27 protein-coding genes (1 of these 27 only partly in view) are annotated in these 21391 nt (G+C 45.7%); all 27 read left to right on the forward strand.

Annotation, left to right across the window (positions count from 1 at the left end):
* A protein-coding gene (locus tag FO446_RS00935) for a CpaE/TadZ family protein (RefSeq protein ID WP_173612435.1) crosses the window boundary here: on the forward strand, positions 1-945 show its 3' portion. Its footprint begins 459 nt before the window's first position; 945 of the gene's 1404 nt are visible here — the last part of the coding sequence; its start codon lies off the left edge, out of view; its stop codon occupies positions 943-945.
* A gap of 11 nt (positions 946-956) precedes the next feature.
* Positions 957-2444, forward strand: coding sequence for a TadA family conjugal transfer-associated ATPase (locus FO446_RS00940; RefSeq protein ID WP_173612436.1), 1488 nt, complete (start codon positions 957-959; stop codon positions 2442-2444).
* Positions 2445-2455: 11 nt separating this feature from the next.
* Positions 2456-3352, forward strand: coding sequence for a type II secretion system F family protein (locus FO446_RS00945; protein WP_173612437.1), 897 nt, complete (start codon positions 2456-2458; stop codon positions 3350-3352).
* Positions 3353-3363: 11 nt separating this feature from the next.
* A complete protein-coding gene (locus FO446_RS00950) occupies positions 3364-4278 on the forward strand; it encodes a type II secretion system F family protein (protein WP_173612438.1) in 915 nt (304 codons plus the stop codon).
* Positions 4279-4368: 90 nt separating this feature from the next.
* Positions 4369-4545, forward strand: a complete 177-nt coding sequence (locus tag FO446_RS00955; RefSeq protein ID WP_173612439.1) for a pilus assembly protein — start codon at positions 4369-4371, stop codon at positions 4543-4545.
* Complete coding sequence (locus FO446_RS00960; protein WP_173612440.1) at positions 4542-5039, forward strand: A24 family peptidase; 498 nt, start codon at positions 4542-4544, stop codon at positions 5037-5039. Before FO446_RS00955 ends, FO446_RS00960 begins: the two co-directional genes overlap by 4 nt.
* Positions 5036-5467 carry a TadE/TadG family type IV pilus assembly protein gene (locus tag FO446_RS00965; protein ID WP_173612441.1) on the forward strand — a complete coding sequence of 144 codons (432 nt, stop codon included), beginning with the start codon at positions 5036-5038 and terminating at the stop codon, positions 5465-5467. Before FO446_RS00960 ends, FO446_RS00965 begins: the two co-directional genes overlap by 4 nt.
* A complete protein-coding gene (locus FO446_RS00970; protein ID WP_173612442.1) occupies positions 5464-5973 on the forward strand; it encodes a hypothetical protein in 510 nt (169 codons plus the stop codon). Before FO446_RS00965 ends, FO446_RS00970 begins: the two co-directional genes overlap by 4 nt.
* A gap of 97 nt (positions 5974-6070) precedes the next feature.
* The gene (locus tag FO446_RS00975; RefSeq protein ID WP_173612443.1) at positions 6071-6688 is read left to right on the forward strand and encodes a DUF4046 domain-containing protein; all 618 of its coding nucleotides are present in this window, start codon (positions 6071-6073) and stop codon (positions 6686-6688) included.
* Positions 6689-6796: 108 nt separating this feature from the next.
* Positions 6797-7075 carry a hypothetical protein gene (locus FO446_RS00980; RefSeq protein WP_173612444.1) on the forward strand — a complete coding sequence of 93 codons (279 nt, stop codon included), beginning with the start codon at positions 6797-6799 and terminating at the stop codon, positions 7073-7075.
* Between the two features lie 147 nt (positions 7076-7222).
* Entirely contained in the window at positions 7223-7987 is a 765-nt protein-coding gene (locus tag FO446_RS00985) for a hypothetical protein (RefSeq protein WP_047074825.1), read from the forward strand.
* Positions 7988-8031: 44 nt separating this feature from the next.
* Positions 8032-8868, forward strand: a complete 837-nt coding sequence (locus FO446_RS00990; protein WP_237899773.1) for a CpaE/TadZ family protein — start codon at positions 8032-8034, stop codon at positions 8866-8868.
* On the forward strand, positions 8865-9653 hold the full coding sequence (locus FO446_RS00995) for an SAF domain-containing protein (RefSeq protein ID WP_173612446.1): 789 nt from the start codon (positions 8865-8867) through the stop codon (positions 9651-9653). Before FO446_RS00990 ends, FO446_RS00995 begins: the two co-directional genes overlap by 4 nt.
* On the forward strand, positions 9650-10768 hold the full coding sequence (locus FO446_RS01000; RefSeq protein ID WP_173612447.1) for a P-loop NTPase family protein: 1119 nt from the start codon (positions 9650-9652) through the stop codon (positions 10766-10768). Before FO446_RS00995 ends, FO446_RS01000 begins: the two co-directional genes overlap by 4 nt.
* Positions 10768-12120, forward strand: coding sequence for an ATPase, T2SS/T4P/T4SS family (locus tag FO446_RS01005; RefSeq protein ID WP_173612448.1), 1353 nt, complete (start codon positions 10768-10770; stop codon positions 12118-12120). The genes FO446_RS01000 and FO446_RS01005 overlap by 1 nt, the downstream gene beginning before the upstream one ends.
* 191 nt (positions 12121-12311) lie before the next feature.
* Positions 12312-13016: a hypothetical protein gene (locus FO446_RS01010; RefSeq protein WP_237899774.1), complete on the forward strand. Its 705-nt coding sequence runs from the start codon at positions 12312-12314 to the stop codon at positions 13014-13016.
* Positions 13016-13855, forward strand: a complete 840-nt coding sequence (locus tag FO446_RS01015) for a hypothetical protein (RefSeq protein WP_237899775.1) — start codon at positions 13016-13018, stop codon at positions 13853-13855. Before FO446_RS01010 ends, FO446_RS01015 begins: the two co-directional genes overlap by 1 nt.
* Before the next feature lie 13 nt (positions 13856-13868).
* Positions 13869-14015, forward strand: coding sequence for a hypothetical protein (locus FO446_RS01020; protein WP_007725181.1), 147 nt, complete (start codon positions 13869-13871; stop codon positions 14013-14015).
* A 484-nt stretch (positions 14016-14499) separates the two neighbouring features.
* Positions 14500-14823 (forward strand): hypothetical protein, encoded by a 324-nt coding sequence (locus FO446_RS01025; RefSeq protein WP_229088192.1) that lies wholly within the window; start codon positions 14500-14502, stop codon positions 14821-14823.
* 3 nt (positions 14824-14826) lie between these two features.
* A complete protein-coding gene (locus FO446_RS01030) occupies positions 14827-14979 on the forward strand; it encodes a hypothetical protein (RefSeq protein ID WP_237899776.1) in 153 nt (50 codons plus the stop codon).
* A complete protein-coding gene (locus FO446_RS01035; RefSeq protein WP_221869317.1) occupies positions 14979-15395 on the forward strand; it encodes a hypothetical protein in 417 nt (138 codons plus the stop codon). The genes FO446_RS01030 and FO446_RS01035 overlap by 1 nt, the downstream gene beginning before the upstream one ends.
* Before the next feature lie 55 nt (positions 15396-15450).
* Positions 15451-16014 (forward strand): hypothetical protein, encoded by a 564-nt coding sequence (locus tag FO446_RS01040; RefSeq protein ID WP_173612454.1) that lies wholly within the window; start codon positions 15451-15453, stop codon positions 16012-16014.
* A gap of 137 nt (positions 16015-16151) precedes the next feature.
* Positions 16152-16493 (forward strand): DUF3870 domain-containing protein, encoded by a 342-nt coding sequence (locus tag FO446_RS01045; RefSeq protein WP_173612455.1) that lies wholly within the window; start codon positions 16152-16154, stop codon positions 16491-16493.
* A gap of 136 nt (positions 16494-16629) precedes the next feature.
* A complete protein-coding gene (locus FO446_RS01050; protein ID WP_172143247.1) occupies positions 16630-17568 on the forward strand; it encodes an ABC transporter permease in 939 nt (312 codons plus the stop codon).
* Between the two features lie 26 nt (positions 17569-17594).
* Positions 17595-18482, forward strand: a complete 888-nt coding sequence (locus FO446_RS01055) for an ABC transporter permease (protein ID WP_419466146.1) — start codon at positions 17595-17597, stop codon at positions 18480-18482.
* A gap of 5 nt (positions 18483-18487) precedes the next feature.
* Positions 18488-19513, forward strand: coding sequence for an ABC transporter ATP-binding protein (locus FO446_RS01060; RefSeq protein WP_173612457.1), 1026 nt, complete (start codon positions 18488-18490; stop codon positions 19511-19513).
* 117 nt (positions 19514-19630) lie between these two features.
* Complete coding sequence (locus FO446_RS01065) at positions 19631-21289, forward strand: peptide ABC transporter substrate-binding protein (protein WP_173612458.1); 1659 nt, start codon at positions 19631-19633, stop codon at positions 21287-21289.
* Positions 21290-21391: the final 102 nt, after the last annotated feature.

The raw sequence follows: 21391 nt of genomic DNA on the forward strand, positions 1-21391 counted from the left end.
ACAGGTAGTTTAGTTCCTGAAATGACTCGTCCCAAACAGCTTATAACTGTTTACGGTCCCAAAGGTGGCGTAGGAAAAACATTTATTTCTCGTGAGCTAGCGATTTTCTTTTCTATGCAAAAAAACGAGGGGGTCCCATTGCGGGTAATCGCTGTTGACTTCAATCTTGATCTCGGTACATTTGCGACTACTTTGAATCTCCCCCGTACCCCGAATCTTTTTACGTGGGTAAAGGATCTTGATGCTCAGTTGCATTCGTATATTCAGGGTCAAGGAAAAGACCCGTATTCCATTAGTAGTGAGGAATGGCAGGAATATGCACAAGCCTTGCCGTTATCTCCTCAACAAATCGAGAAATATGTGGTTGTTCATTCCGATACGGGATTGCATGTAATTACCTCCCCCCGTGATATTCGGCAAAGCTTTGAAATCCGTGACTATCATTTATATTTGATTCTCGAAACGTTAAAACAAAGCAACTACGACGTCGTTCTTATCGATACGGCTCCGGATACAACAGATGCAACGATTCAAGCTCTGTTTTTTGCAGAACATGTTGTGATGGTGGGAAATCCGGTAGTAGACTCCATTGAAAATATTCAACGATTGCTAAAACTGTTGAGAGAAGCAGAGTACCCTGAAGAGCGCATTCAAATTTGCATGAATCGTTTGCAGAGGAAAGAAATGTTTACCTTAGATGAAATTCGTGCCTATTTCCAGCTTCACCCTAGCAAAAAAATCTTCTCAATACCTGACGATGTGGAAGTGAAAAAATCGATTAATACCGGAACGCCAGTCATGCTCCAGTCAGGGAGAATTCCGGCCAAGGAAGCCATTGAGACATTAGGAAAAGCACTGTTCCCCGTAGATGGAGAGCAAATGAAGGCTGCTGAAAAAGAGAAACCAAAAGAGAAAACATCTCTCTTCAAGTGGTTGTGGGGATAAGGGAGGGTGTCATGTTCGATAAAAAACAGTTACTAGGCATTACTAATCAAGTTCGCCCTGCGCAAGAATTACGATCAGCGGGCAGGGGAATGGCGGGAGTTCCTTCGACGCTTCACGAAAAAATGCAAGCCCCCGATCACGCGCGGACGAATGAAAAATGGGTCGGGGCAGATCGAGAAACGTCGATTCGTACCCAGATTGTTGAGAAATACGGAAAGCGATTATGGGAGGAAAAGCATTCTTCACTCTTTTTAGATGAGCTGACGACAGATATTCGAATGCTGCTGGAGTCGCAAACCACCCTGACGACCATACAAATGGATGCAGAAGTAAAACGACTGCTGCATTCTTTGACGGGTTGGGGCCCATTAGACGCCTTATTAGAGGATAACGACATCACGGAGATTCTTTTTCATCGCTATAACTATCTCGTCATTGAAAGAAAAAGTACGGGTCGTCTTGAATCTCCGGACATTGCTGTTTTTCGTGATGAGGAAGAGCTGCTGCGCCTATTGGAACAAATTGCAGCGACCATGGGACGTGAGTTTAATGAAACAAAAGCAGAGTTGCATACACAGCTTCCGGACGGTTCCCGGGTTGCTGCTACGCATCGCTCGATTTCTCCCGATGGACATATGCTCACGATCAGAAAACACCGCGAGCTACTCAGTGAGTCCGATTATTTGCGGTACGGTTCCATTTGCGAGCCGATGCTTCTCTTTTTAAACAGAGCCGTCGGTTTATCTCGTGCATCTGGCATTGTCAGTGGAGGAACAGGCTCAGGCAAGACACACATGCTCAATCTCATCTCCCAATATGTACCTGATCATTTGAGTATTATTACGATCGAGGATGTTTTGGAGATGAAGCTTCAGCATCCTTTTGTACGCAGATTTTTAGCGAAACCTGCAAATTACGAGGGGAAGGGTGGGTTTTCGATCAAGGATTGTGTTCGCTTGTCCTTGCGCAAAAGGCCGGATGTCATTATGGTCGGTGAGACACGAGGGGGAGAAATCGTAGATATGCTTTGGGCGATGAATACGGACCATCCTGGCAGCTGGAGCACAGCACATGCAAACTCACCGCGTGCTTTGATAGATTCAACATTGCCCATTTTATTTGGAAAAGCAGATGAAGGGTATAGTGCGGAAGAGCGCAATTTAATGATCGGTTCGGCACTGGACCTGATTGTTCAAGTAAAACGTTTTGAAGAAGATGGCAGTCGCAAGGTGGTAGCGATAACGGAGGTAGTGGGGACGGGTCAATCACATGAAGAATGGATAAAACGAGCTTGCAACATTAAACAGGTTCTCCCTGATCGGGTGTATTTGCAGGATATATACGTGTACGAAGCAACAGGCGTGGAGAATGGGAGAGTAAAGGGTCACTTCAAATGGACAGGCTACCGGCCAGAGCGACTGATTAAACGATGGCTAGAGAAAGGTTTGTCCCGAGAGGAGATTGAGCAAGTCTTTTTCACCACACCAATACCGCTATAGGAGGAGAAAGTATGGACATTAGCTTACCTGTTGCAATCGGGATGGGGATGGCCATCCTGTTATTGATCTTGCCCAACAAATTGTATATGCGAGAACCGACGGGGAAGCACGAAATCGTAGAAGTGTTGCAACAGGACAGGAAAACTATTTGGAAGCAGTTTGAGGAGAGGTTGGCAAAATCGCGCTCTGGGTGGGGGGTAAACCAGTATGTGACCCTCTCTTTTTTATTGGGAATCGCGTCCTTTGGTGTGAGTAGTCAGATCTTGCAGTCTTGGTGGATGTCATTGCCTGCTTTGTTGGCAGGGATTATGTTTACCGAACGGTTAGTGAGTGTATGGGGGGCTCGTCGAAAGGACGAGTTCGAAGCAGGCAATGTAAAAGCAATTCGTCTTATGGCCAGTTCTTTACGCACCTCTCCATCGTATTTGCATGCGTTTGAACAGGTAGCAACTAGTCCATTCTTATCGGAAATCGTTTTAGAGGAATACAGGCGTATTGTAGAGCTATTGCGGGCACAAGTCCCGTTGGAGCACGTAATGAATCGATTCTTTGAACGCACAGGATCAGCGGATGTCAAATATTTAGCGACTATTGTCCACATTCAACGTGAGATGGGCGGAGATATGGCCAAAACGCTCGATTTGGCTGCCTCTTCAATATTGCGGCGCAGACAGTCGCTCCGTAGACAAAAAGCAGCTATGGCACAGATCGTGGCACAGGTGAATTTACTAAGTGTCATGCCGTTTGTTTTTGTCATTGCGTTGTATGTAAATAATCCCAATCATTTCGACCCATTAACGGCCACAATCGGGGGACGGTTTCTTATTTTGGGAAGCCTGGCCTCTATTTTGATTGGGGGAGAAGCAATTCGTTATGTTGCGCATAAAAGCATAAGCAGGAGAGCATAGGAGAGGGTGCAATGTTCGTTCTCGTTCTTAGTCTATTGGTGAGTGTTGCTATATTTCTGTACGGCTTGCCGTCTTGTGTGAGTAAGGGAGAACAAATCTCGGCCACCCTTTTGGGCAGGATTGACTCCGTGAAACAAGCCAAGCTTGAGAAATCGTTTCAACAACGACGAAAAAGGTGGACACTGGTTCAAAGCTTGGAGAAAAACCATGTACTGCTACAGCACTTTTACAAATGGACGGGTGTCGATAAGAAAAAAATAGAGGAAACATTGGTTCGTCTGGGGATCGATATAAGCTTGACCGAGATTGTCTTGTTCCGGCTCATCAGCATGTGTTTCATCGTTTCATCTCTAGCTTCATTGTCAATAAGCATGGTTAATGGGGAAAAAATCGGAACGATGAATGGGCTTCCCTTAACAATTAGTTTATTTTTGTACTTGCTACCGAACATGCTGCTAGATCGGGCAGACAAGCGAGCAAAAGCTGAAATTCGAGAGCAGGTCCCTATCTTTTTTAGCATCGTGCAGTCATTGGTGGATGCTGGCATGCCATTGCAACAGGCTGTAAAGCAGACAGCGAGGCGTTTTGATGCCAGACTTGGCAGAGAACTCGCGAGCCTGGAAATGGGAGAAAAAAGGCATGGAAACTGGCGAAAGGCGCTTGAAGAGTTGGCCTTTCGGTGGGAGGTAGATTCGTTGACGTCCATTGCGCTGGAGATGAACGAGGCGATGAAAAAAGGGGTTAGCATATCGCAAATGTTGTCTGTCCAAGTAGAGGAGCAAGTGAGACAACAAGAAGACGAGGCTGCTACCCATATGAATCGGTTAAATATTAGGTTATTGCCTTTTGTCATTTTATTAATGGGACTGCCGTTGCTGTTTTTGGTGATGGGCCCTGCATTCATCGGCATCGGAGAAAGCTTGTAGCAAAATTAGCGCATGTAAATATTTTTGCGAGAGGCACTGTCTTTTGGCAGAGTGAAAATAGAACCAAAATCTCAATGAGGAGTGAATGGAATGGGAGCCATCGCAGATTATTTCAACCGTTTTTGGTATGAGGAGGACGGTGTCACGATCGTAGAAATGGTCATTATCATTGCCGTCATCTTGATTGTGCTTATTCCGACACTGACACAACTAGGCACTGCCGAAGACGAGAAGCTGAAGGAACTGCAAGAAAAAATAAGCAAATGACTAACGTAATCTTGCTAGGCGTATTAGGAGCGGCCGCATGGATGGATTGGAGACAAAGGAAAATACCGAATACTCTTGTTTTTCCAGCGATTGCTGTCGGCTTATGGCATCAGTGGGAAGGTGAATTTTTGGGAGGAGCATTACTAGGTGTGGCTGGAGCCTTTTTGTTGACAGTTGGTCCCGTAATCTTAAAAGGGATGGGGATGGGTGATCAAAAGCTGCTGATGGCTGTTGGAGCTTGGACAAGTTGGAGTGTGGTGTATTCTTTGTTTTTGCATTCTATCATCTTATGCCTTGTTGTGATGGTGTTCTATCCGCAAAATTGGGCTCGCCTTTGCAACAATCTTCAAATCATAGCAGCCGGATGGACAGCACATCGACAAGTTTGGCTTCCAGACAGGGCAAAAACAGCCTTTTCATTCCCCTACGCCGTATATTTGCTGGGTGCTTTTGTGTTCCAATCCGTACGAGATGTCATCGGAGCAATCGGATGATTACACGCTTGGGACGAGTGATACGTGCGAGGATGAAAGATGAGCGAGGCAGCCAGATGATTGAGTTTATTTTGGTGTTTCCTTTAGTTTGGATCTTGATCGTATTCTCCTTTGACCAATTCAGCATGATGTACAACAAGCAAAAGGCATTGGCGGCTGCGTATGAGGCAGGGAGAATTGCTGCAGTGCAGCCCAATTTCGGTTTGGCCAAATTCCATGCGAAAGAGCGAGGCACATCGGAACTAGCACAAGGTATTGGAGTCCTTCACAAAGATGTCCAGCTGGAGCTTGATGGGAACGGCTGGAGAAAAGGCAGTCATGTAAAAGCTGAAGCAACAGTTTCATTTCGGCTTCTCTCCACGGGAGAATTATTCGAGATAACTGAAAGCTATCACATGATGGTTGAAAATGCGGAGGAGAAGCAATGAATGATTCGTTGCATCATTTTTTGAATCGAGTGAAGGAAGAGCGCGGGGCAACTATGATTACTGTGCTCTTCTTTCTCTTCTGCTTGGGCAGTCTGCTCTCTATCCTGTTATTTTTGGAACAGACAGATTATCTAAAAATGAAGATGCAACATACAGCGGATTTGATTACTAAGGGAGCACGTGCGGCTGGAAAATGGGAGTACGTGGATACAAACGGTGATAAGCAAATCAGATTGTTTGCGACAACAGAAGAAGCGGAACGGCGTGATGCGGATATCATTCGCGGGGCACGTGAAGAAGCGGGGATTCTTTGGAGATTAAACAGGGGGAATCTGGAGGGAACAAGTGATGAGGTCTCTGTTATTCACCAAAAAGGTGAACGGCCTTATTTGTACTTGCAAGGAATCTATCATTTAGAAGTAAAGCTTGAAAAGGACATACCTGTATTTTGGGATGAGCTTTTTGTAAAAATGAACAGAGTCTCCCAGTCTGGGGTCTATGAATAAAGTCACAATTTTGAACAAAGGTACTGTTATTTTTGTCCTAATCCCGCGTGGTAATTTAGTAGTATATTCCAAAAATGGGGATAGGAGTGATATGACAGTGCCCTCAAAAATAGTCGATCGGTACAAACGAATTCTTAGCGGAGAGCAAAAGCGTTTTTCCCCGTATGAGTTCGAAGATGTGCAGTACCGAAAGCAAAAAGTCCAATTAGTTGTTAGATATGCGATTGAAAATGTAAAAAGATGGACTCCTGAGCAGGCGAGACGTGAATTGAGCTTGCAGGATGTCAAAGAACTGAAGCTGCATTTGGTGAGAGAATTTATTGAGCCGCCTATCGAGGCAAAGGCGGAGGATGTGTATTACTTCGTCGAATTCGCTTATCCGTATTTACCTCGGCTTTCAGAAGAACAACGAGTGTTATGGGTTTACCAAGAAGTGCTTTCAGGCATAAGACGTCATTTTCCCCCAGCTTATTTTCAGAGCATAAAGGGGGAGGAACGGGCAAAAATATGCGTCGACTATATGTGCAAGCATCTGCTAAAGCTGGCAGATTTGCGTCAACTGCCAAGTATTTTCAGCAAAACAGAGAGAGCCTATACGCTCCTGAAAACATATAAACTCAAGATTCTCGTCGATACGCTCTACTTTTCACCATTTGATATGGTCACTGAAATGTATCCCGAGCTTAGTGATCCCTCGTATTGGGACGAGTTATAAAAATATTTGCACAACCCTGCTGTCTTTTTTTACGGTAGAGATAGTTTCATAGGCTTATAAGCAGATGAAACGGCCGTACTCTACAGGTGAGAGAAGGAGGCGTTGCGTATGGCAACAGTAGAGGCTCACCAGAAATGCTCTGCATCCGTGGAGCAGCTTCTAGGGCGACAAGTACGCTACCAGAAGCACAAACCCGGCAGACATCTTTCAGTGGAAAGAGTTCCGCAGGGAGCGTTCCAGATCGAATCCGTACTTCGATTTGGAGACAGAGTAGTACTCAATGACGGGCTAATTGTAATGGAGAATGCTCCAACCGTCATGGAGCGCGCGGGAAGGATTGCTCTTCTTTTCGCGACCGGAGAAGAACTTTACTTTGTAACTGAGTAGGTTCTCTTAATCGCCTTGCACGGTTGCGTGTGAGGCGACCCATAAAGCGAACTGCCTGGTTTATCAGGCTAAATAAGATTCGACGAGTCGAGAATGCTGTTGGAGAATATCAATCGTTCTATAAAAAGGAAATGGGGGTATTTTGACGTGTTGGCAAAGAGTGCAATCGAATTAGTCAACCGCTGCTATGAGGAGACAAACAAGCTGACATTGTTGTCATTGGAAGAGTTTAAGGAATCCTTTATTGCTTTTGTTTTTGGAGATTACCAGGAAGAGTTTATGGTTCAGTATGATCTGGAAGAGTTTTATGAGCATTTGAATCAGCTTCAGTTATCTAATTGCCGGAGAGATTTTGATCGGGCAGTTGAGGAATGGTACATCACAGAGTATGGAAGCGGGTATAAAGGCGTCAATTATCATGACATTTTGTTTACGCTAGTAAAGGAAGCAGTCGTTCAATACCAATCGCCAAATCGGATAGCACTCATCCGAGACGTAACCAAACTCCTAACTATGCCAAATGGATTTCTCGCCCGATGGCAAAATGGGCAGATACGTGAACGTCCCATCCCCACATATTTTAAATACTTGATGAAGCTCGGAGTACGTACACATGAAGATATTGAAACGCTGGTAGACATGTGGCTGGTAGAGTACCCAAACGCATTTAATAAAAAACAGCAGGAGCTCTTTGCTAATCCACCTAGAAGAGGAAGACCTAACAACGTCGAGCTTGCTCTATTAATCGAGCTAGCCATGAAAGTGAGACCAGAAATGACAGCTCAGGAAAGGGAGCGACTGCGCAAAATATACTATTATCACCGCAAGTCCCTCACTGTTCGAGAGATGGTTGAAAAATTTGAGAAATACATCGCCAGTAAAAATAAATCAAATGATTCCCAGGTGGGATAATCATGTTTCACCAAATGAGCCGCTTTGTCTCCAGGTTTCGTGATTTGGAGCAGCAGGAGTTTTCACAGTCTATTGAGGAAGAGCGGCAATGGAAAGTACTTAAAGAAAAGCTTGCTTCTCCACAAATAGTTGAGCAACAGGAGTCGTATCAGCGTAAATGTATTGTCGTTATGAGTTTGTACGCACAGGCTGGAGCTAGTTTTCTTGCAAGTAACCTAGCGTATGCATGGTCAGGAAAAGGCATTCCTGTTACCCTTTCCGAGTTGCCAAAAGTAACATCCTATTATTATTTTGCTTTTGATTTTGAACGTAGAGCTCGACAACAAGTAAGAGATTCTCCTACATCATTGCTCCTCATGCAAAATAACTATCTTCGCATCCAGATAGAATCCCCAGCACAAATTCAGCATGAATCTTCTCAAACAGATATAGCCAACTGGTTACTACGGATTTGTAAGGATAGTCCCATTGTTGTCATTGATGTTTCTTCCTACTGGAATGATATCCACTCCAAACAAATTTTTGAGCATGCCGACGAAATATGGGTAGTTTTTGATGCCGATTTGGCTAGACTAACCCGTTTGTTCCTGCTAGAGCCAGTCCCTGCTTGGTGGAGGACAGAAAGAAGAAAAATAAAAATGATAGCAAACAAGTGGAATAGCCAATTGTCTCGGACAAGCATCATGAAAAAAGTAGAAGGAACGCTCTCCCTATGGGATCAGCAGCCTGTAGCTGCACGGGTAACTAACATGATTCCGTTGATGGATGGAGAGAAAACAGCAATGGCAAGCGCCAAAGCCAATCTACTTTTGGAGCTTTTCCCCGAGGAAGAGAGTGAATTTCAGTCATTGATTCATGCTTATAAAGGAAGGATGTTATGAAGAAGCAAACATTGCTTGTCATTTGCTTAATTTCGTTTCTGCTAGCAGGATCGTCCTTTTATGCAGCGACTCAATATATTGACGCGATGGCTGCGGAAAAGCTGTTTGCCCCAGTCGTAAAGGTAGCTGCAGGGAAAGAAATATCAGCCTTCGAGCCGATTACACAAAACGACGTGATACTTGTACAGGAAGAGGTAGATGAAATTCTTCCAGGTTCAGCGCGTGATTTGGATACCGTTCTGGGGAAAAGGAGCACGCAGACTATATACGAAGGCGAGCAATTATTATTGGAAAAGCTGACAGATTCGCAGCTTTTACCGGAAAAAGGGGAGGCGCGTTACGAGTTCCCCCTACTATCCATTTATCCTTTAACGGAATTACGCAAAGGTGATCATGTGAAAATTTGGGTCAAATACAAGAGTCCCTCGGAGCTGCAAGACTATCCTGCACCACTGCATTTTCAAAAAACGAATGATACGGCAGATTTGTTATTTGAAAGTCAGCTTGCAAGCGTGAGGGATAGTAATGGTATTGAGATCTATACATTAAAGCCTAGCTTGTTGCCATCGCCTGATCAGATGGATTCCATCTTTCATGGATCACGAGAAAAGCCGTTGCAGAATGGCGAAAAGCGATATCGTGACTACCGAGTTCAGCCAACAGCACTACCTGCTTTTATCGGCTTTAATTTGACAGACGAGGAGTATGTGATAGTGAGCGAGGCAATGTCATATGGGATGCTTCAGGTCGGTCATATCATGGGTTCGAAGGAGCAAGCGTCATGAAAATTTTAGTTTGTTATCCGATGAAGTCACTCGCCAAAACGTATATGCCTATGTACAGTGATGTGCTGGTAGCCGAGTCGGCGGAGGAGTTTTCACGGCTTGTGCAGCTTTATATGCCAGAAGCTTCCGTGATATTTTCCGAAATGTTCAACACTCCCGTTTGGGAATGGCTGCCGGCACTGAAAGCACAACTCCCGTCCAACTCACCGTTAATTATTGTTCCTCTCTACCGGGATGAGAAGATGATTGAGAAGGTAGCTGAGGAGTCCGGGCTAGAGGACGTATACCTGTTATCAGCCCATTTATCCCAAGAAGAAATACGCCATCAAATCAGTCTGATTCTAGGCTTCGTGCAAGAGTGTGCAGATATTGGATCGTCAAAAGAAAAGGGGCTCGTCTACGCTTTGCTGAGCTACGGTGCTTCTGGCATCACTACTTTTTGTATTAATTATCCCGTCATACTAGGGAGGCAGCATCCTGAAAAGCGAATTGTTGTACTTGATATGAATGACGCTAAGCCCGATTTATCACGATTCTTCAAACTCCAACAACATCAATTATCTTTATTTCGTCCTGACTTTATCGATATTCAAACAACTGCCAAGCGTAACTGGAGCAATGTCTGCAAACAGAGCGCGCACTTGCCTAATTTGTATTACGCACATGCTGCTAGCAAATGGAAAAGCTCAGAATTAAGCAATCTAATTAGTGTGTTTCGCATGCAATTTGACTATGTATACATCGATTGGGGTTACTGCTTTCCTGAGTCTGAGACTCTACAGCGGTTGCTTCATACTGTTGACCGCAATCTGTTATTCGTGAGAGCTGATCCCTTTAGTATCGATAGTGCTAGAGAGTGGCTGCATAACTGGAGAGAAAGAGGAGTGAAATGCGAGGTTCTGCTCAGTCATTTAGATCCTGGGCAACCCTTTCGAATCGGGGAGGATGTTTCGGTCTATGGTGTTGTACCACGCATTTCGGAGAGCAGGCTCATGCAATCTCATCAAAGCTGCAGCGTATTAATAGAAGAGTTTTTCGCTCCCAAATCGTACATCAGCAGTTTGAAGGAAATTGCTAAGGCACAATATGTGGACAGAAGTGCGGTGTTTTGCTGATGAGAGGGATAGAGCGAGAACAACCAGTTAAATCGGACATCCAAACCATCGAGGACATAAAACAGGTAGCAAGAGATTATTTAAATCATTTTGGCAAAACTCGAGAAGAAAAGCTAGAGATGCAACGCATTCTCGCTTTGGCAGAACAGGGAGATCGCGATAGTCACAACCATATTATTCTTCGCTTACAGCATTATTTTGAGGAAGTCCTCCAACGACCAGTAACCGAACAGATTTTGCCGCATGTTAACGGTTACGAGGGGCTCACCTTTTCTACTTACGGGTGGGGCATACTTGATGCCGTCCTCCATTTGTCTCCGTGGGTAGAGGAAGTGCGAATTTCTGCAAACCGCAACATTGCGTACCTGGAGCAAGGAGTCAAAAAATTTCTCTCTTACACACCAAGCTGGAAAGAGGTTGAAATCCTCCAACAAAAGTTGACCAATACAGCGGGCCTATCTTTTAACGAGAAAAAACCTAGATTGAGCGGGTACCTACATTCGCTAAAAGCAAGATTAACCATGTTCACTTTCCCTTATTCCAGAGTACCGACCATTCTGGTTAGACGATTTACAACACCTTCTTTTTCGCTCGACCAACTCCGTACACAGCAGCAGCCAGCCTTCGACGAAAGAATTCAATGGCTAATCGAACAGCAAGTGTACGGACGCAGCAATGTGCTGGTTATTGGACCAATGGCTGCAGGGAAAACAACGTTGATGATGTGTATGTTGAAGCTGAAAGACCCTCGGACAGAATATGTCACGATCTTTGAAAGTGAACACGAGATGCGATTTGGTGATATTTGGCCAGGGGAAGTGATTGAACTCCAAAACGTGGAGGAAATCGGCATTGAATTAGAGCATTGTTTCAAAGACATGTACCGGTCAACCGCAAATACGATCTTGATTGGAGAAATTCGCGAGCCTATAGAAGCGTACCATTTTATAAATGCCGGAATCAGAGGGACAGACGCTACAATCGGAGCGATGCACGAACGATTTGCTCATAGGGCGTTACATGATTTGACCGATCTTGTTTATCAATACGGAGGGCGAAGTGTCGAGCTGACCCAGGAGAGAATTAGCAGGGCAGTCAATTTTGTCAATTCGCTTACATACCGTAACAGTGGTCACCGTTTTATTGATGCTATTCATGCGACGGAGTGGAATTCATCATTTAACCGAGTGGAATCTATTCCCCTTGTAGGTCGCAACATGCAGACGGGAGTCTATGAATGGACAGGGAATCAATTGAGCTCAGAGTTAGTTGAATACATGTGTTACGTCGGCAAAGCAGACATTGAAGTGTTGAAAGAGCTACGTCTTACCGATATAGGCAGGCAGCTATGATGTACACATTTCTTTTCCCGGTGTTTCTATGTCTCTTCTCTGGTTTTCTGTTTCTCGGCTTACACCTGTATAAGGGATGGAGAAGTCCCCGCGTATTCTTCCCGCGTACAGTTGAGGTATGGAGAGAGAAATTTTTAAGCCATTCTACCCGACGCATGATGTATGAACGCTTTGATCGTTGGTGTCAAATTGTGGGGGGTACACCAGAAGGGTACGTATTACTATCCCTGATTGGCGGGATAGCGGGATTCATATCGGGTATTTTGCTAGGGAATATGATTGTATCCTTATCGCTTTTTCTCCTATTGCTCTTGCTGCCAACACTGATTTTATACGCAGGCTATACGGTACAAATGAATAAAAAAATCAGCTCATTTTGTCGTTTCGTAGAGTTGTTTGCCCGTTATTATAACAGTCGCAAAAACATCGTCCTTACCTTTCGCGAAATGATAGAGGAATGCCCCAAAGAATTATTGCCTGACCTCCTTCTGCTGAACAATAGCCTTTCGGATGGGGGAAACTCGGTTGTGGCAGTGGAACAATTTGCGCAGAGACTGGACCATCCGTGGGCATTTGATTTTGCAACGTATATATCCAGCGGTTTGGAAGGAGAAACAGAAGATATTCAATCACCTCTAAATCGGTTAACAAATGAGATGTTTGTACAACAAGATGAAAAGCATGAGCGTGACAGTGAAATATACTCCATTTGGATCAGCCTCCTAATCGTCATAGCAATTTGCATTTGCTTGATCCCATACAATCAAGGGCTGCTTCAAGATTCTTATCGTCTCTATTTCTACACGCCAGATGGACAAGCCATATTAGCGATTGCGATGACTGTGTGGATTTTTTCGATCCTATTGGCTTTTATTTGGGGAAGGAGGTATCGCTAATGCCAATGCTAATTATGTATACCTACCTTGGATTAGGCGCTCTATTTGTTTTTAGTGCAGCGTTTATGATCGGAAAGTATTTGTTTCACAAGCAAAAGCCAAAACTGTTTGTTTCTGGGGTGTGGTGGGAAAAGTGGGAGCAGGCACTCAAGCCTGACGAAGACGATAAATGGGAGCAGTTACTATCGCGAGCAGGAAGGCCTTTTGGATGGGGTAAACCGGAGTGGGTGTTTCTGCAATTGTTGACTGGAAGTACCGTTTGCATCCTGATTCTTATGTGGGTCGTCGTGAGTCGAATGGAATCATTTCCACTGCTGTCGATGTCCCTAGCATCTGCAGGCAGTTACATGCTACCGTACATGGGCTTGAAGATGTGGGCAAATCACAGGGAGGATATGCTGAGCACAGATATCGCTAGATTTATCAATCGCTATGTGACCCTTTTAGAAAATCAGGTGCCCATTTACAATGCCATGGTCAAGGCAGCAAGACCGACTAGAAAGCTAAAGGAGTATATCCCTACTTTATCTGAGTGGAACAGAGACCCTAATGAAGCACTTGAGAGCTTTAAATACAAAATTGGTGTCGACGACGGAATTATCCTCGTATCGAGCATGCGTACAATTGAAACGCTGAGCGAAGGACAAGTAAGTGCTACTATGCAACGAATGGAATGGGCTGTCGATCACCGAAGAATGTTTCGTCATCGAAAAAAAATAAAGTCTTTAGGGATTGGCTACACGGTCATTGTCTACCCGGCTTTTTACATGGGGTTATTGGTAGCCATGTTTCCTTGGTATAAGCTGCTTACAGAAATACTGGATAAATATTTGACCTGAGGAGGAGCAACTCATGACGAAGCTATTATCTATCATCATGTGCATCGTTTTCTCTTTAGGAATAATTGTTTCTAGCCTGTCTGAAATAAACACATCGGTAGTAAGAGAAGACGGGCTGAGAGATCGAGCAGTTGGGTGGATCGATAAAGCCATACCTTAAATCACGAATGAGAAAAGGGGAAAATTGAGATGTCCAAAATGTTTTTTATATTTTTAGCATGCGTCATGGTATTAGGGATCGGTGTCAGCAGTTATGGTAATGAGTTAAGCCCTGCAGCAAACGATTCTGCTGAGAGCATTAACCAATCCATCACATCGCTGAACTACGATACTCGAAATGAAAACATCAACTTTAGGATGCAAAACGGAACATCCTATACGTCGTCAAACTGATGTTGCACATACACGTATTTCTGATCATTTCGATTATGGTAGGGAGCTTGTGCGCGGTGTTTTGGAATCTCCAACCAGAGGAGCAGCTTAAACAGACACAACGAGAAAGGGTGTATCGAGCAGCGACGGTGATCTTCCATTAAAGAAGAGCTGGCGTTTCTAAAACGATGGTGAAAGCAAAAGTCTTTCTTATATGTCTACTGGTCCTTCTAATGATCACTTCCGCATTGGGAGCTTATCACTTGTACGCAATGGAAAGGGCGATTGCCCGTGGAATCTATGCCGACTTACTGGATGATATGCAGGATATCGGATATTTAGAGCCGACGTTAGCAGATTACTATCTTCTGAAAATGAAAGAATTGGGGTGGGAAGTGACAGGAGATGCGTTTGCTGGCAGCTGGCCTCGAACCGAGAGCGAGCGAGCTCGTAAAGAGCGGCAGGAGGTTATTACCTTGTCGGTTACCATCCAGCCTTCAAAAGTGACCCAATGGCTGCACAAATTTGTAGAGGGGGATACATCCTTTTCCTTTACGGGAAGCCGTCCGTCCGAATACTTCGATCCAGGGTGGTAGTGCATGAATAAAATGATTAGCATTTTGGCTGTAATGGCGATTATTTTGCCTTTGACGTTAGGGTTGCTTCTCACCGGTCCGCAAAATCTGTTTTCGGCATGCACGCAGTTTTTCGGCGATTTGCTCGCGGAAGTAACGCGTTTTGGTACAGGCTAATGGGTCAATTAATCGCTGTGATACTGAACATTATGGTTATGCTACTCGTTCCATTAGGGCTTTTACAGGTACATACGGTTGTTCAGGCCAGGAACGAATTATTGGAAGTGAGCGCGGCCGCTACGAAATACGTTAGCAACCACGGAGGGACGAGTGAAGCCAACCTGCAACAAGAGGTTCGGGCATTGATCGCTCGGGAGCTGAGTGAGAAAAAGTTTTCCATTCCAGATCAGGACCTGTTTGTCAGTGTCACTCGGACTCGTTCACTTGATCCCGTTCTGTGGAGCCACGAAGATGAGTTTGTCGTGGAGCTGGCAATTCCATACCCCCGATTTACCTCTTGGATTCCAATGCCGGCTGATTCCTTGCAAGTCCAAAGAATAGGTACGGTTAACATCATGGACTACGATTTGTAAAAGCTCCAGTTAGGAGGCTATCGTTACGGGTATAAATATCTTATCCATTTCGACGATGCTATTCTTTTTGCTGGTAGGTATGTTTATTGTAGATGCAGACATCGCCATGCAGAAAAAAGCAGAGCTGAAGATACTCCTTGAGTTGTCTAATCATCACGCCACCTTTGCTGTTGATCCTGTATTGAAAACAGAGGGTGTGATTGATCTGCTAGAAGACGAGGCCCTTGAACGTTTTGATGACAGAATGTATGAGAATGGTGGCTATCGTCGTGAGCAAGCCATGTTCGTCCCTCAAGCAGACAGTGTGACCACGGATCCCATTCCTTTCTCGCGCTATTATGTGGATTTCCGTTCGTGGCGCAATGACCACCAATTACGCCTACAGTACAATGGGACAACCCTCGTGACAGAACGAGCAACAAAAGGGCCAGCTCGTCCGGGAGGTGGTATGCTGCAGATTACCGTCGTAACTGAGCATGGAGAAGAATTGCACCTCGCACCAAAAACAATGGTCGGTCCATCCCATGTCGTAGTTGCCTACATTGACGAGCGGCCGTTTCTGCCGCTGCTGCCGCTACATTCGTTTCCGGTCGTATCTGTAGAAGAACTGAAAGATTAGTCAGACTTATTTACAAATTGCAAATTTTTCTGGTACTATGTAGGAAAGTGCTTACCCAGCTTGCGATTGTGAGGAAGTCGCTCTCCGAACATCCCGTTTGCCGGTCCGTTAAGCATAGTAAAAGTGGGGTTATTGATTTGTTTGATAAAGATACCATTTATATCGTAGGCGATGCACAGTCCTCTTCGAACAATCCGATTACACAGCAATTCAGTGCTTTTTTTATCGGATTGGTAGTCGATACTTCCAACGACAAGATCGTAGATGCGGCCTGTTCCTCCACAGTCCAACTGACGTCTGATTTTGCTCGGTCGATCTTTATCGGTCATTCGATTATGGCGTCGGACGAAATTGGCGAAGAGATTCGTTTTCGGTATTTTGGATCTTCCCAAAAAACATTGATCGCAGCGTTTAAGGACGCGCAAAAGAAGTACAAACAAGCAGTTTCCACGAGAAATAAAGCCACAGTCACCAAATGAATACACCCGCTGCTTTATTTATTCGTATGCTCGGCATACACGTAAGTAAAACCCAGCAAATGCCATGATCGCGTGCATTTGCTGGGTTTTTTGCTTATTACGAGAGGTCAGTTTTTGATGAAAAGGAGGAGAGTCCTTGCTATCTTTTGTCTTCCGCAGATTTATCTCCATGATCGTGACGTTATGGCTCATCATTACCCTCACCTTTTTCCTGATGCATGCCGTTCCAGGATCTCCTTTTGAAAAAGAAGGAAAGGCATTAAACGAAGCAGTTGCAGCGAACCTCAATGCCTACTACAACCTGGATAAGCCGCTACTTGTCCAATACGGGCTGTACTTGCAAAAGCTGGTGCAGTTTGACCTTGGACCATCCATTGCCAACAGCTCGGATACGGTCAACAAAATGATCGCCCGTGGATTCCCCGTCTCTTTTCAACTCGGACTGATATCTGTCGTTTTTGCGATTGTCACTGGTATCGCGCTTGGTGTGATCGCCGCGCTACGACATAACCGTCTCATTGATTATCTTGCTATGATTATTGCTGTTATCGGGATATCTGTTCCCAGCTTTGTTGTTGCTTCCTTATTAATCAAATATTTGGCGGTCGAGTGGAAGCTGTTGCCGACTGCAACGTGGGGGTCTTGGCAGCATGTGATTATGCCAGCACTTGCATTAGCGTTTGGTCCGATTGCGATTATCGCTCGTTTGACCCGTACCAACATGCTGGAAGTGTTGACCCAGGAATACATTGAAACTGCTCGTGCAAAAGGGCTGTCTCCAGCGACGATTGTGTTGAAGCACGCACTGCGTAATGCGATTTTGCCTGTCGTCACGCTTTTAGGCGCACTGATTGCCAACGTTTTAACGGGAAGCTTTGTGATCGAAAAAATATTTGCGATTCCTGGGATGGGGAAATATTTCGTCGCTGGCATTAATAACCGCGACTATTCCGTCATTATGGGAACGACCGTCTTCTATAGCGCACTTTTGATTTTCCTGATGTTTGTCGTCGATGTACTATACGGCATCATTGATCCACGAATTAAGCTGCATCGAAAGGAGAGCGAAGGATGATCGTTTCTGATGATTTATTTATCCCTATGCGAAAAGACAACCTCAATGCGGAAGCGATTGTGCGACCTCAACTGACGTTTTGGCAAGAAGCTTGGCTTCGGCTCAGAGGAAACAAGCTGGCTCTGATGGGGTTGGTGATTATTATCCTGCTTGGGATTATGGCTACGATTGGGCCGATGATCTCTGGTCATGAATACGCCAAACAGTCGATTATTATGAAAAACAAACCTCCATCCGAAGCGAACTGGTTTGGTACTGATGATTTTGGTCGCGATGTGTTTACCCGTGTTTGGTATGGTGCACGCATTTCCCTGTTTGTCGGTTTGACGGCAGCGCTTATCGATTTTTTCATTGGTGTCTTGTATGGAGGAATTGCCGGATATATGGGCGGACGAATCGATAATATCATGATGCGCTTCGTCGATATTTTGTACGGACTTCCTTATTTGTTGGTTGTGATTTTGCTGATGGTCGTCATGGGGCCTGGACTTTTAACCATTATTATCGCGTTAAGTGCGACTGGCTGGATCGGGATGGCCCGGACTGTGCGCGGTCAGGTTCTGCAAATGAAAAACTCGGAGTACGTACTGGCGGCAAAAACAATGGGGGCAAAGCCTTTCTACATCATTCGCAAGCACCTGCTACCCAACACAATTGGCATCATCATCGTCTATGTTACGTTATCTGTTCCATCTGCGATTTTTGCAGAGGCGTTTCTGAGCTTTCTCGGTCTTGGTATTCAGGCGCCGATGGCTAGCTGGGGAGTGATGGCGAACGATGGACTCCCCACCCTTTTGTCCGGTCATTGGTGGCGGCTCTTTTTCCCTGCTTTCCTCATCTCGCTGACGATGCTCGCGTTCAACGTGCTCGGTGATGGCTTGCGCGATGCGTTCGATCCGAAGTCAAGGAGGTAGGCAACATGAATAAAACGGAAAAGCTGCTGGAAGTCAGTGGGCTTCGGGTCACATTCAAGACGCATGGCGGTGAAGTGAACGCTGTTCGGGACGTGAACTTTACCTTGAACAAAGGGGAGACACTGGCGATTGTTGGTGAATCTGGATGTGGGAAAAGCGTGACTGCAAGGAGCATTATGCGTTTGATCCCGGAGCATATCGGAAAAATCGCAGGAGGAAGCATTCATTTTAAAGGGCAGGACTTGGCAAAGCTGCCGGAAAAGCAGATGCGCGAGCTGCGTGGGAAAGAAATCTCGATGATCTTTCAAGATGCGATGACGTCACTCAACCCGACCATCACCATTGGTGAGCAGATTATGGAGGGAATCATTCGCCATCAAAAGGTCGCCAAAAGCGAAGCCAAGCGGCAAGCGATTGAAATTCTCACCTTGGTCGGGATCGCCAATCCGGAAAGTCGTTTGAAGCAGTACCTCCATCAGTTTAGTGGCGGGATGCGCCAACGGATCATGATTGCGATTGCGCTTGTCTGTAAGCCGTCCATTCTGATTGCGGATGAGCCTACGACAGCGTTGGATGTGACGATTCAGGCGCAAATCATCGAGCTGTTCAAAAGCATTCAGCAAAAGACCGGGGTCTCGATCATTATTATCACGCATGATTTGGGAGTCGTCGCCAAGATTGCGGATCGGGTCAATGTCATGTATGCCGGAAAAGTGGTAGAGTCCGGTCCTGTTCGCGACATTTTTTACAATCCGCAGCATCCGTACACCAAAGGCTTGCTGGCGTCGATGCCTCGTTTGGATGCAGATCGTTCTATTCCGCTCAGCCCAATACCCGGAACACCCCCGGATTTGTTCAGCCCGCCAATTGGCTGTGCATTCGCAGCGCGCTGTGACTACGCGTTGGAAGTATGTCGGAATTACCAGCCTGCGGAGACCCATGTCCATAGCAAACACGCGGTTTCCTGTTGGTTGCAGGACCCTCGGGCGAAGAAGTTGTTAGCGTCGATGCAACCGCCAACAGGGACCTGATTCAAGGCTGTCGAGGGCAGTGGTCAAGCCCGGCTTCATTCGTGTAAAAGAGGGTGTCGTCTGACGTCACTATCCTTTTACGACATACAAAAACAAAAAAATAAGGGGGAAGAAACAGTGAAAAAACTATCAACATTGTTGCTGACAGCTACGCTGGGTGTTTCTATGCTCATGGCTGGATGTACATCGGGTCAACCAGCTGCACCGAGTGAGAATGCACCAGGCAACACGGCTCAGCCAAACGCTCCGACGCCGGGTGATCAAGCGGCAAAGCTCCTGTTGCTGAATAATATCAAGGAACCGACGTCATTGGACCCGCCGATTGGCTTTGATGAGCCGTCCTATAATATTTTGAACAACTTGATGGAAGGCTTGACTCGCCTGGACGAAAATCAAAAGCCTCAACCAGCGGCCGCTTCCGAGTGGACAATCTCCGAGGATGGCAAAACCTATACCTTTACCCTGCGTGACAACAAATGGTCCAATGGTGAACCGGTAAAGGCTCAGGACTTCGAATTCGCGTGGAAACGCATGCTTGATCCTGCACTGGCATCTCCGGCGGCATCCCTCGCGTACATTATTGAGGGAGCGGAGGCATATAACAGCGGTAAAGGTCCGGTGGATGGCGTAAAAGTAAAAGCGGTGGACGACAAAACACTAGAGGTCGTGCTCGCTCAACCAGCTTCCTGGACGCTCCTGTTGGCATCCAACCCAGCTTTCTTCCCTGTACACAAAGCAACTGTAGAAAAAGATCCGAAATGGGCAGCAGAAGCAGCAAGCTTTGTCGGAAACGGGCCATTCAAGCTGACAGAATGGGCGCATGACAGTGAACTGAAAATAATGAAGAGCGATACGTACTGGGATGCAGCAAACGTAACTCTGCCTGGTGCTGTTTGGAAAATGATTGATGACGAGAATACCGAGTATCAAATGTTTACGAACGAAGAGCTGCACAGAACGACAACCGTTCCTGCAGACATGGCAGACCAATTGTTCAAAGATGGCAAAGTATTCGTGCGTGATGGAGCAGGTACAGAGTTTTATCGTTTCAACGTCACGAAGGAGCCATTTGATAATGCCAATATTCGTAAAGCCTTCAGCTTGGCGATTGACCGTAAGACGCTGGTTGACCTGGTGCTGATGCGTCAACAAAAGCCGGGAACTGGCTTCGTATCTTATGGTTTACCTGATGCCAACGGTGAAGGACAATTCCGTGAGGTAGGCGGAGAATTGGTGAACTTCAACCCAGATGAAGCGAAGAAGCTCCTGGAACAAGGAATGAAAGAAAAAGGCTACACAAAGCTGCCGGAGGTTACACTCACGTACCGCAGCGGAACGGCCAACGAGAAAACGGCACAAGCCGCGCAGGAAATGTGGAAGCAGACGCTGGGCGTAGATGTGAAGCTGCAAAAGGTAGAGGGAAAAGTTTTGACGGATATGCAAAAGCAATTGCAGTATCAAATTGCTCGTTCTTCCTGGTTGCCTGACTTCGGTGATGCGATCAACTTCCTCGACATTTTCCAATCGAAGGCAGCAAGCAATCGTACGGGCTGGGGCAATGCACAATTCGACAAGCTGATCCAAGACGCATACAAGGAGCCAGACGATGCAAAACGTCTGAAGCTGCTTCATGATGCAGAAAAAATCTTGTTGGATGAAGCGCCAATCGCACCGCTTTATTTCTATAACACTTCCTTGCTCTCAAGCGACAAAGTGAGTGGTGTACAAAGCTCTTCACTGAGCTACACAGACCTGAGAAAAGCTGTCGTGAAGTAAGAAATAGTAAGTAGGGAGAAGTCATTTCAGGCGGATGAAATGACTCTCCCCCTTTTTTGCTAGAATTTTTAATAGTGCTATAATTTAGTATGTCTATGAGAA

This window comes from Brevibacillus brevis (assembly GCF_022026395.1).
Classification (GTDB): Bacteria; Bacillota; Bacilli; order Brevibacillales; family Brevibacillaceae; genus Brevibacillus.